We start from the raw sequence: 12,701 nt of genomic DNA on the forward strand, positions 1-12,701 counted from the left end.
GGGTCGGAGCACGGCGAACCTCACCGCGTTCGGACACAATCGACCCCAGCACCAACGACCGCAGCACCACCGAGCCTTGGAAAGCGAAGGATGTCGACGCCGCGCATCATGCTCGTTCACGCACACCCCGACGACGAGTCGCTGTGGACCGGCGGCCTGATCGCCCGCGCGATCGCCGCAGGTGGCGAGGTCTCCGTGGTGATGTGCACGTGGATGTCGGGCACTCCACGGCATCGCGAGCTGCTCGACGCACTCGGCGAACTAGGCGTTCACGACGAACCGATACTGCTCGACTACGCCGACCTGAAGGTGCCGGAATCCGCACCCGGGCATCAACGGTTGACCGATGCGTCGTTCGACAGCGAGGTCGCCGAGTTGGCCGCCCACATCCGCCGTCAACGACCCGACGTTCTCGTCACCTACGACGCGTATGGGATCTACGGACACCCCGACCACATCAGGGCACACAGAATCACCTGTGCTGCCGCCGATGCTGCCGCCACCCCAACCCTGTACCGCGATGGCTTACCGGCCTGGCAAGTGCGTTCGCTGTACTTCTCGACCATCGCCGACTGGATGGTCGCCGAACTGGCGGACACGCTCTTTCCGCTACTGCAGCCCGGCGACTTTCCCGGCGCGCCCACACATACTCTCGGTCTTCAACTCGATGTATCCGAGTGGATCGAACACAAGGTTCGCGCGATCGAGTCCCACAAGACAGAACTGGCACGACGATCCACCGTCTCTGCGCTGATGAGTCTGCCGCGCGCGCAACGTGATCTTGCCCTTGGCACCGAGTGCTTCCTGCGGCGCGACCTCACCGCAGACGGCTGCGACATCTGAACCAGGCCGAGGACATCTGAATCAGGCCAAGTCCCGGACCGACGACCGCAACCCACTTGCCCGATGAACACGGCGAGTAACGGCCTCGGCCAATACTTCTCGCGTTCCGACGATCCGCACGCGAGTACGTGCCCTCGTGATCGCGGTGTAGAGGAGTTCACGGGTCAGCAGCTCTGAGCCCGCGGGCGGCAGCACGATGGTGACACCTCCGAACTGGCTTCCCTGGCTGCGGTGAATCGTCATCGCGTACGCGGGTGCGACATCTGGCAGTTGCACCGGGGCGATCAGGCGCTCCTGCGCGCCGCGGCGGAACGCGACCTGCACCCGGTCGGGATCGGTCTCGTCACCGGTACGGACAACCACTCCGCAGTCGCCGTTGAACGTCCCGGTCTGCCGGTCGTTCGACGTCACGAGCAGCGGCTCACCCACTGACCACACCATCGTGTCGAGCTCGATCCGCGGAAGGCCCGGCGACTCCGACAGCCAGTCGGCAACGCGTCGTTGCCAGCCGCGAACGCCCCATAGCCCCTCACGATGCGCGCACAGAACCCGGTGCGAATCGAGCGCGGCCAACGCGGCATCGACGTCTCCGGTGTGCGCCGCGCGGTGCAGCGCCCTGCCCCAGGCGACGATGTCGTCGCGTACGTAGTCGAGATTGTCAGGGGCGACGAGCTGTACGTCGGCGATCTCAGGCGAGGTGACCAGGTCGACGACGGCATCCGCGTCGCCACGATTGACCGCATCGGCCACGCGGGAGATTTCACCGCCGAATCGAAACCCGCGACGCAGCGTGACAACTCCGTCACTCAGACGCGCCGATTCGTCGGCATCCAACTCGATCGACGGGTCGAGCGGCATCGTCGGGTACGCCGACGGGGGTGGCGGGCCGGGCGCACGCTCGACGAGGTCGGCAAGGACTGCACCCGCTTCCACCGAGGCCAGCTGGTGGGGATCGCCCACGAGAATCAGCCGAGCGTCTGAGCGGACGGCGTCGAGCAGTCTGCTCATCGCGGTCATCGACAGCATCGACGTCTCGTCGACGACGATCACGTCGTGCGGCAGCTTGTTGGCCCGTCCGTAGCGGGGCGTCGAGCCCGGACGCCAGCCGAGGAGGCTGTGCACTGTCACCGCCCGCACCGAGGTGGGCAACGTCCCGTCAAGGTCGACCGACGCCTGCAACTGGGCCGCCGCTCGACCGGTCGGCGCGCACATGCCGATGCGCAGGCCACCTCCGGCGACGTTGTCGAGAACAGCGAGGTTGTCCAGAACGGCAAGAATCCGCGCGACCGTGTACGTCTTTCCCGTTCCCGGCCCACCGGCGAGAATCGACGTCCAGTGCGAGGCGGCAACCTCAGCCGCGAGGCGCTGCCGAGGCTCTGCGGTGCTGTCGGCGAACACCTCCTCGACCTGCGCCCGCACCGCTGCCGCATCGACATCGGGCGCACTGGTCGCTCGGTTGGCGAGCGTCTCACGGATCGACTGCTCCTGGCGGAAGTACTTCTGGAGATAGATCAACGGACCGTCGTCTGAATCCATCAGCACGACGGGCTGCAGTGTGGACCCGCGAGCGCCGACGATAAGCGGAGAATCCCGCAGTTCGGCGAGCATCTCGGCGGCACTCGGAAGCGCGAGCGATCCCACGCCCGGGAGATCGTCGACGGAGGCAAGCGCGAAACACGTCGACCCGAGACGCACCGAGCGCACGGCGAGCGCGGTGGCAACCTGAGCCGCGACCGACACCGGCTCGCCGCACATGCGGACCACGCGCGAGGTGATGTGCAGATCCGATGCCACGAAAAGGCCCGCGGCGTTCGCTTCGGCAAGGATGCCGTTGGCGTCGCGGACTCGCCGCGCATCGTTCACCGCCAGTAACTGAGGGGTCTCGGTGGTCATCGGTCGTCGCCCCCTTCGATTCCTGCGAGCAGGTCTGACAACGCGGTGACCAACCCGGTGGGGATGTCCCACTCGTAGACCCCACAACCCGGCGGGGTATCGGCGCCAACCATCCCCCGCACGAAGTGATACTGCACTGGACCGAGGTGCTCGCCGGGTGTGTAACCGGGTAGTCGCCAACGTAGATACCGGTGCAGCGCAACGGAATAGAGCAGAGCCTGCAGCGGATAGTGTGCGCCGATCATCTCCGCGGCCATCGCCTCGGCGGTGAAGTCGTCCGCGTTCAGCTCGCCCGGACGCAACCGATTGGTCTTGTAGTCGACGACGACGTACCGGCCGTCGGATGTACGTAGCACCGAGTCGATACTTCCGGTGAGATAGCCGCGCAGCGCGCGCGGCGGCATCTCGGCGAGCGACTCGGCGTAGTCGCGTAGCAGATCGTCTTCGGGCAGATGGTGATTCATCAAAGCCGCGACGTCGGACAGGACTGCCGCGGCGGCCGGGGTCGACACCGCGTTGCCGAGTGGGAATTCGAAGTCCAATTCGGCCAGTCGATCTCGCGGCTTGATCGACCACAGGGTGGCCTCGAGCGACCCCAGCGGAGTCGTCAGCACGGCACGCAGCGCGGCGGCTAGGTCGGCGACGTCGACGTCGAGCGCATGCCTGGCCGCCGACGTCATGCACAGTTCGCGAACGTGGTCGTCGATGTCGGGCGCCGCGGTGTCGACGTACTCGAGCACCTCGTGGACGAGGGTTCCGAAGGCCGCTCCGAACGGCATTCCATTCATCAGCGACGGCGTCCCGTCGGGGAGCTCCGAAACCTGTCCGGCTGCCGGATCCGTTGCCGCGTAAGGATCGTCGGGGTCGACGGGATCGGCGGGCTCGTCGGTGATCAACTCACCGTCGGCAGCGGAGCCGACGTCGGGTTCGCTACCGGTCGTCAGGGTCGGATGCCGGTGCGCGGCACCGGCGATCAGGGCTGAGTACGAGGTGCGACGCCACTGCTGGTCGATCGTGCGGGTGAACCGCGCGACGTCGAGTTCGTCATGGCGATCCGCGTGGTCCGGAGGTGTCCACACCGGTGCCTGCGAGCCATCGGCGTGCTCGACACTGATCGAGACCGGCGGATCGGCCGCAAGCGCACGCAGCGTCGACACACACGCGTGGTCGTCCGGCACGTTCACCGAGGTCGGCACCGTCCCGTCGTCGGCGCCACCTCCCGCCTGGTGCCGTCCGAACAACAATCGGTGCAGCGGGCCCTTCGACGTATTGAAGGACGGCGCCCAGTGCACGACCACCTGAGATGCGGCGCGCGTCAATGCAACATAGAGCAGGCGCAGGTCCTCCCCCGCTTCTTCGTCGTTACGACGGGCGATCCGCTCACCCCAGCCGCGGGTGCCCTCGCCACCTACGTCGAGATGACGACGACCGGCATCGTCGTGGTAGCGAAAGGTTTTCGGCTTCGAGACTCGCGCGGCGTCCCACCCGAACGGTACGTACACGATCGGGAACTGCAGTCCCTTGCTCGCGTGCACGGTCATGATCTGCACGACGTGCGTGTCGCGGTCGAGACGTCGGGTCTGATCTTCATGGCGCCGCCACTGTGACTCATCGGCGATCCGATCGGCGAGCCACTCCACGACGCCTGCCAAACCGCACTCCGTCTCGACGACGTGCTTGTTCACCAGTGACGCCACCTGCAGCAGGTCGGTCAGTGCGCGTTCGCCGTCGTCGATGCCGAGCACGCGCGCGGCGACGTTCTCGGCAGCGAGGAGACGTTGGGACAGCGCAGCGAATCCGCCGTCGGCGAAGACTCGACCGAGTTCGGCGAACGTCGACGATAGCTCTGCCACCCGAGTGTCCGACGCTGCCGCGAGTTCGCTTGCTTCCCAACCGATCAGGGGCGTCAGGGCGGCCAGTCGGACCCGGTCGGCACGCGCGGGTTGCTCTATCGCTCGGATCACCCACAGCCAGTGCAGCGCGCCGATCGTACGGAAGACACTTGTCCCGGTGCCCACGACCGATGCGACGCCGAGCTCTGCAAGCGCTCGCTGCAGCGGCTCGATCGTGCCGTTGGTGCGAACCAGAATCGCGATGTCGCCCGGTGTGACAGCGCGTGGTCCGTCGCCGGTGTCGAGCAGTGTGTCGGAGGCGAGTAACCGCGCGATGTCGTTCGCGACGTCGGCAGTGATCGCGGCCCGGACATCGGCGACCGACGGGTACCCGCTCTTTCCACGGACGGTGAAATCACTTCGCGACAGCGCACGTACCCGCAGCGCCGGTGCACCCGAGAGCCGACTCCCCGACCGCGCGGCCCGAACGGGATGCACCGTGATCGATCGATCGCCGAGGCTGGCGCCGCCGTAGATCCGATCCAGCGCGGTCACGAGATCGGCGTCGGAACGGTGGTTCGTGTCGAGCGCACGGAGCGAATCGGCGACGTCGACAGCCGTCAGGTAGCTGCGGACCTCCGCCCCGCGGAACGCATAGATCGACTGTTTCGGATCACCGACGAGGACCAATTGTCGATGGCCATGGAAGCAGCGCCGGAGGATCTCCCACTGGAACGGGTCGGTGTCCTGGAACTCGTCGACGAGAATCAGCGTGAACGACTCCCTGATGCGCTTGCACGCCGCCTCCCCGAACTCCGGATCGGTGACGACCCGGTAGAGGATCATCTGGAGGTCGTCGTAGGTTCGCAGGCGCGCGAGACGCTTTCGACGCTCGACACGGTTTCGGACGCGCTCGCAGAAACGCACCCGCTGGGTTGCGGCCGACGGTCGGGCGTCTGCTGCGTCGTCGGGTTGCGGAGCCAGCGGAACCCCTGCGCTGCGGACGGCTTCACGGGCGATCGCCATCGCCTCACCGACGGAGAAGGGCGGGCGGTCGGAATCACCCGCGTACGACGACAGGTACAGATCGAGCGCTGTCTGTTCGACGATGTCGTCGGTGTCTTCGACGACGTCGTAGATCAGTTCGCGTTCGCCGAGGAAGCCGAGCGCTTCGAGCATCCGGTTACAGAACGTGTGTGTCGTCGCGATCGTCGACGCGTCGAAATCGGAGAGCGCCTGCATAAGTCGCCCACGGCGCGTTGCGATCTCGCCGGGGCTTCCGGTCAGCACGGCACGCAGAACAGGGTCGTCGTCGCCGTCACGATCGGAGTGCACGCGGGACGGGTCGAGCGCGACGACGAGTTCGGCGAGGCGAGCACGCATACGCTCGCGCAGCTCGGCGGTCGCCGATCGACTGAACGTGACCAGCAGCAGTTTGTCGATCGGGAGACCGTCGGCGATCTGTCGGGCCGCGACGCCGACGATCGCGTACGTCTTGCCCGTACCCGCGCTCGCCTCGAGGACGGTCGTGCCCCCTGGCAGTGGTGCCACTACGTCGAATGGCTGCGGCGCAGCGGCATCCAATCGCTGCTGCGCAGCGGCGTTTGCCGGCCGCGGGCTTTCCGTGTCGGGGGCCGTGTGCGCGCCGGTCATGACATCGTCTCGTGGTCGAGGAGCGGATTCCAGAGCGCGCGGGCAAGCCTGGTGAACAGAGGCGCGTCGGGCTCTCCCGGCACGTCGACGTCCGCCCATCGGAAGTCGTCGGAGGTCGACATCCGCAGGATCTCGTCGAATGCGACCGACGACGTGACGTCGGCCCCGAACACGAATCGCAGGTAGGTGTCGGTGCCCGCGCCGAACATCCCGTCGAAGTTGCGTCGTGCGATCGCCACCGCCGCGTCGGACCGCACACCCGCACGCACCTTGGTTGCGTACTCCTCAGCAGGTTCGAGTGGTAGCGGAAGCGGCGAGCGTAACCCGAGATCGCGCAGACGCACGAGATCGTTGAGCACGCCGCGTGCGTCGTCGGGGGCAGTCAGCATGGACTGTGCAACCGCCCCCGCGCCACCGCGACCGACGACTAGCGCCGACGGTGGTGGCGCGTCGGTGGCCGACGCCGCGAGAAGCAGCAACCCCAACCACGCGGTCATGCGTTGCTTGGCCCGCACACGCGAGTACGTCGCGGTGACGATCGTCGTACCGAACGGCGAGTTCTCGACGATGTCGGCGATGCTGCCGTGGACACGACGACCGTCGGGCAACGCGACGACGACGTCGCGGGTGACCGGTGGCTGCGTGCGTACCGAAGCGGCAGCGTCGTACACACGCGAGACGGTCTCGGTGATCTCGGCCAATTCGCGGCGCCCGAATTCGTACGGGGGCAGATTGCCACGCCGCAATTCGGCGGCCTGACAGGTGACGAGGTCGTCGCCGGCGAGCATGTGTCGAAGGAATCGGTCGCCGACGCCCCACCTGTCGAGGGCGTCGAGTTCCACGTCGAGTTCGTCGGAGTGTGCTCGATCGTCGTCTGGCATACGTGCGCCGAGTCGCTGGCGCACGAAGCCCTCGATCGGGTTCGTGAGGAACGCGACGAGGTCGCGCAATTCGATGTCGGCGGATTCCGCTGCGCCGACTTCGACGTCGGACAGTCGCGTAGACGGCACCGTATCTGCGTCGAGAGCCCGTGCGCCCGCCAGCAATTCGGCGTCGAAGCTGAACGGCGCGGGTATCGAACCCAGTGCGCCGGGCGTGAAGTTGAGCCGATCGAATCCGTGCAGAGTGTGGCTGATGACAACGTCGGACGGATCATCGAGTCCTCGCAGGGTGGCGACACTCTCGGCGAGTTCGCTGACGACCACCGCCGGCGGGATGCGGCTTCCGCTCACCGGGTCGGCCCCGTTGTAGAACACGAGGAGCGAATCACGTGCGGCACCGATCGCGTCGAGGAATAGCTGACGATCCTCGTCGCGCGGATTTCGTTCTCCAACAAGCGGATCACGGCCGAGGACATCGTCGCCGTCGGTGCGCTGGGCACGTGGGAAGGTGTCGGCATCGACCCCGAGGAGCACGATCGCCCGGTGTGGGACCGAACGCATCGGCACCATGGTGCAGACGGTCAGTTCGCCGGTCCGAAAGTTGGCGCGCGTCGGCCTCCCCGCTACCACCCCGGCCATGAGGTCACGGACGTCGGCCAACAGCAATTCCTGTGAATCGGAGTCATCGGCGTCGAGCGCATCTGTGATCACCCGAACCGCCTGTGCCCGTTGCCATTCTTCGCCGGGAGCGGACAAGGTGAGCTGGTCGACGACGTCGATCAGCGTCTGCAGCCACGTGGCACGGGAGGAGCGCCCGCCCATGCGGTCGAAGAGGTCTGACAGCCGGTCGACGAACTCGGTGAACGTGCCCACCAGGTCGATCTCGGTGCTTTCCACACCTGCCAGCGGGAGCGCTGTTCCCAACCACTCGCCGTCGGCCTCCTCGGCGACCGCTCCGAGTGCGATGCGATCAACACCGCTGGCAAAAGTGCCCTGTCGAAACCCGGACAGCCCGAATCGGGCGCGTTCGTTCTCTCCGAGACCCCAGCGAATGTTGCTGTGCGCCAACCACTCCCGAATCATGTCGAGATCGTCGTCGTCGATCGCGAATCGCGAACGAACCGGCGAACGACTCAACAGGTCGACGACGTCGCCTGCCGCTGCTCGGGTCGCGGCGAGTTCGACGATCGACGCGACGACGTCGAGGACGGGGTTCATCTGGCGCGGACCGCGGTCGGCAAGGCGCACCCTGAGTTCGAATGCCGGGTGGTCGAGTCCGGATTGACCGAATGCACCACGGATCAGTGGTGCGAACGACTCGACGTCGGGACACATGATGAGGACATCGCGCGGTTCGAGAGTCGGATCGTCGACGAACAAGTGCAGCAGCCTGTCACGCATGACCTCGACCTGTCGTTCGGGACCGTGGCACGCGTGTATCTCCAGCGACGAGTCGGCCGACGCTGTAGCCGGGCGCACGGTGTCGTCGCGTAGGTCGGCCTGAAGGCGCGGCAGCAGACGTGCCAGACGGTCGCCCGCCTCGACGTGCGGCTCGTGATGGATATCCCTGTCGACGATCGGAGCTATGCGTTGCTGGAGTTCCTGGACGTCGCGCGACAGCCCGGCGAGCAGCGGATGATCGATCGCGGGGATCGGCCGGTCGGCGCGGCGCGGCACCTGATCGACGGTCTCCGATGCCACTGCGCCCGTCTGTGTAGTGGCGCGCGCCACCGATGACCAGAGTGCAGGCGAGGGGTGCGGGAGGAAGAGGTGCACATCGCGGTGCGTCGCGAGCGCCGACAGTATTTGTCGGAATGATTCGGTGACGCGAGTCGTGCCGAAGACACTCAGGCGTTCGGGAAGATCGACCGAATCCGGATCGGTGCGCACGCGTGCGCACACGTCGTCGAGGAGAAGCGCGGGATGGTCGACGCCGATCCGCGCGTGCACCGCCCGCCAGAAACGTGCCTGCCACACCATGTCCGATGCGAGTTCGGTACCGGTTCCGTCGGTGTCGTGGCCGGTGGCCCATTCGACCAGCATCGCGGGACGCTGGCGTCCGTATCGATCAAAGAGGTCGGCGAGATGACGGGCGGTGGCGAAGCGTCGGCCGACCCGCAGGTCGTTGTCGCCGCCCGTCGCGGCGCGACCCGAACGGCCCGTCCCGGCGCGGCCCGAACCGATATGTCGCGCAATGATGTCGAGTGCCGGATCGTTGATGTTCTCGTCGAGAACGGCGAGGACCTGCCACACCATTCGCCCTGGCTCCCAGGGATCGTGACGGCCGTACGGTCCCGCATGCGAACGCGGTGTTGTGCGCACGGCATCCACCACGGCCTCGCTCAGTGCCGCGGGTGACGAGAAGTCGATGTTCGCGGCGATCCCATCGGTTCCGCCGGCGCCTGCGCCCAATGTGGTCGCGAGGTGTTGGGTCAGCCATCGTTCGACGCCGCGCGCAGGCACTGAGATGACCTCGGTTGCCATCGGATCTGCAAGCGGAACCCGCAGTACGTCGGCGAGTGCGTCGGCGAGGGTATCGCTGCGCTCTGCGCGGTGAAGGGTCAACACGGGTGATTCCAACCGCGGTTAGTTCGTGTGCATCGGCTGCGGCTCGATGCGATGCGATTCGAGAATGGCGCGGGCATCCTCGGAGAGGGGTCGCGGGCGAGAAGTACTCGGGTCGATGGCGACGAGCGTGGTCTCGGCAACGGCGCACACGAGACCGGACGGATCGGTCAGGACGGCTGACATCGTGTACGACGTCCGCCCGATTCGCGAGACGCCGGTGGTGATGGTGACCGGGTCGAACGAGTACTCGAGCACTGCGCGGAACTCGATGATCTGACGCGCGACCAGTATCGGTAGCACTACCGATACCCCCTCGAACCACTCCGCGAACGTGCGCACACGGCTTTCTTCGAGAAGCCGAGCGAACTGCACGTTGTTGACATGTTTGTTGACATCCATATCGCCCCAGCGCAACTGTAGGGAGACCGTGGTTGCACCCGACGGCGACACCGTGCCGGGGCTGGCGTCGGCGGCTGGTTCGCTACCGGGCCCGCTACCGACGATGGGAATAGTGGTATCTGACACGCTCCGCAGCCTATCCGGCGGAACCGACATCGGCGGCGGGGAGTCTTCGACAGGCGCCGCGTCGGAGACGCGCACGACACACCGCGTCGGAGACGCACTTGGCACACCGCGTCGGAGACGCGCACGACACACCGCGATGATCTGACCCGGCTCGGGCTGAGACTACGTAGACTCCCTGACCGGGGAGAGACTTGCAGGGGGCCACGAACCGCCCGGCACGCTCGGTTTTCTTGGGGGATGTGTGAACGTTGAGACTCGCCGTCTACGGCTGCGACCGGTCGACTCGACCGACGTCGATGCGCTCGTGTTTCTCGACTCCGATCCCGAGGTCATGCGATTTGTCTCGGACGGGCGCCCGACGCCGCGTGCCGAGATCTCCGACTGGGTCATTCCCCGCGCCCGAGCGGAACTGAGCACCGGTCGGGGTGGGATGTGGATCGCCATCGACCAGCGCTATCAGGCATTTCTCGGCTGGGTGCTCCTGCGGGCGCCGCGCCACAGTCAGCGCTCGGAGATGGAGCTGAGCTATCGGCTGCGCCGCGACACGTGGGGCCGTGGCCTCGCCACCGAGGCTGCCCGCGCCGTCGTCGGACTCGCATTCGACGAGTTGCATACCGAGCGTGTCTTCGCGAGCACCACTCTGCGCAATTCCTCGTCGCGACGTGTGATGGAAAAGCTCGGTATGCGGGTGTCGGGCGTTCGCGCGGGCGGCGACCACCTCGGCAGGCGGTACGAGCATGCTCACGGGAATCGCGACAACCTCGGAGAACTCGAGTACGAGCTGCTCAGACACCATTGGGAAGCGCTGGTCATGGGCGCCGACGCACGTCGACACCAGGTGATGAACCTTCCAGCGTGACGTCGGGGTGACGTGCCACATCAGACATACGTGACGCCGTCCGCAACACGGCCGCGCGAGCAGTTCGGCGTCAACCCAAGGCTCACCGCGACCTACGACTGATCATTGACTACCGTTGAGATGTACGCGCGCCCTGCGCGTCGTTCCTGCAATGCGCGAAGGAGATGTTCTCGATCATGAGCAGCCCCGCTCCGACAGCCCCCGCTCGTCCCCGTGTCGTCATCATCGGCTCGGGATTCGGCGGATTGTTCGCCGCGCAGCGACTCCGCAAGGCCGACGTCGACGTCACGTTGGTTGCCAAGACCACGCACCATCTGTTCCAGCCCATGCTCTATCAGGTTGCGACCGGAATCGTCGCCGAGGGTGAAATCGCTCCGGCAACCCGCGTGGTACTGCGGAAGCAGAACAACACCGCCGTCATCATGGGTGACGTCTTCGAGATCGATCTGAAGAACAAGGTCGTCAAGTCGCGTCTGCTCGAGCGAGTGACCGAGACGCCCTTCGACAAACTGATCATCGCGGCAGGCGCCGATCAGTCGTACTTCGGCAACGACCAGTTCGCCGAGTTCGCCCCCGGCATGAAGACGATCGACGACGCGCTCGAACTGCGAGGTCGGATTCTCGGTGCATTCGAGCAGGCAGAATTGTCCGACGATCCGGCCGAGCGCGACAAGCTGCTCACATTCGTCGTCGTGGGAGCCGGACCGACGGGTGTCGAACTCGCAGGGCAGATCGCCGAGATGAGCGACAAGACCCTCAAGGGCGCATTCCGCAACATCGATCCCACCCAGGCGAGGGTGATCCTGCTCGACGCCGCGCCCGCCGTCCTTCCGCCGATGGGTCCGAAGCTCGGATCCAAGGCCGCCAAGCGCCTCGAGAAGCTCGGCGTCGAGATCCAGCTCAACGCAATGGTCGTCGACGTCGACTACGACGGTCTCGTGGTGAAGGAAAAGGACGGCACGACCCGTCGAATCGAGTCGCAGTGCAAGGTGTGGTCGGCCGGTGTTCAGGCCAGCCCGCTCGGCAAGCAACTCGCAGAGCAGTCGGGCGTCGAACTCGATCGCGCGGGCCGCGTCAAGGTGCTCGCCGACCTGTCGATCCCCGGCTACCCCGACGTCTTCGTCGTCGGCGACATGATGTCCGTCGAGGGTGTGCCGGGCATGGCGCAGGGCGCGATCCAGGGTGGTCGGTACGCGGCCGATTGCATCAAGAACGAGCTCAAGGGTCAGACTCCGCAACAGCGCAAGCCGTTCTCGTACCACGACAAGGGTTCGATGGCGACGGTCTCGCGCTTCTCCGCGGTGATGTCGGTTCCGATTCCGGGTACCGACAAGCGGTTCGAGACCGAAGGCTACTTCGCATGGGTCGGCTGGTTGGCGCTGCACCTGGTCTACCTGGTCGGCTTCCGTAACCGCCTCAACACGCTGATCAACTGGTTCTTCGCGTTCAGCACCCGCGGTCGCACCCAACTCGCGGTGACCGAGCAGCAGGTCTACGCCCGCACCGCCATCGGGCATCTCTCCGAACTCGAGAACAAGCCCATCTACGAGGTCGAGGGCGAATCGGTCGGGGCCGACGCGACGAAACCGGAGGCCGACGCCGAGGTCGCGAAGAAAACCGATACCAAGGCGAGCTGACCGCCTGCTC

7 protein-coding genes are annotated in these 12,701 nt (G+C 66.2%); 3 read left to right on the forward strand and 4 right to left on the reverse strand.

From position 1 onward, the window contains the following. Positions 1-90 precede the first annotated feature (90 nt). Positions 91-843, forward strand: coding sequence for a PIG-L family deacetylase (locus ACRVY7_RS13690; RefSeq protein WP_431817436.1), 753 nt, complete (start codon positions 91-93; stop codon positions 841-843). A gap of 21 nt (positions 844-864) precedes the next feature. On the opposite strand, the gene recD is transcribed toward ACRVY7_RS13690, so the two are convergent. The 4 genes from recD to ACRVY7_RS13710 are packed head-to-tail and all read right to left on the reverse strand — an operon-like array spanning position 865 to position 10,195. Continuing rightward, entirely contained in the window at positions 865-2,736 is a 1,872-nt protein-coding gene (gene recD / locus ACRVY7_RS13695; protein ID WP_431817437.1) for an exodeoxyribonuclease V subunit alpha, read from the reverse strand. Beyond that, positions 2,733-6,221: a UvrD-helicase domain-containing protein gene (locus ACRVY7_RS13700; protein ID WP_431817438.1), complete on the reverse strand. Its 3,489-nt coding sequence runs from the start codon at positions 6,219-6,221 to the stop codon at positions 2,733-2,735. The genes recD and ACRVY7_RS13700 overlap by 4 nt, the downstream gene beginning before the upstream one ends. Continuing rightward, a complete protein-coding gene (gene recC, locus ACRVY7_RS13705) occupies positions 6,218-9,670 on the reverse strand; it encodes an exodeoxyribonuclease V subunit gamma (protein ID WP_431817439.1) in 3,453 nt (1,150 codons plus the stop codon). Before recC ends, ACRVY7_RS13700 begins: the two co-directional genes overlap by 4 nt. Before the next feature lie 18 nt (positions 9,671-9,688). Then, complete coding sequence (locus ACRVY7_RS13710; RefSeq protein WP_431817440.1) at positions 9,689-10,195, reverse strand: acyl-CoA thioesterase; 507 nt, start codon at positions 10,193-10,195, stop codon at positions 9,689-9,691. A 241-nt stretch (positions 10,196-10,436) separates the two neighbouring features. Here ACRVY7_RS13710 and ACRVY7_RS13715 point away from each other — a divergent pair, with 241 nt between their 5' ends. Then, positions 10,437-11,054 carry a GNAT family N-acetyltransferase gene (locus ACRVY7_RS13715; RefSeq protein ID WP_005206823.1) on the forward strand — a complete coding sequence of 206 codons (618 nt, stop codon included), beginning with the start codon at positions 10,437-10,439 and terminating at the stop codon, positions 11,052-11,054. 176 nt (positions 11,055-11,230) lie between these two features. After that, positions 11,231-12,691, forward strand: coding sequence for an NAD(P)/FAD-dependent oxidoreductase (locus ACRVY7_RS13720; RefSeq protein WP_431817441.1), 1,461 nt, complete (start codon positions 11,231-11,233; stop codon positions 12,689-12,691). Positions 12,692-12,701: the final 10 nt, after the last annotated feature.

This window comes from Gordonia jacobaea (assembly GCF_965344965.1).
Classification (GTDB): Bacteria; Actinomycetota; Actinomycetes; order Mycobacteriales; family Mycobacteriaceae; genus Gordonia; species Gordonia jacobaea.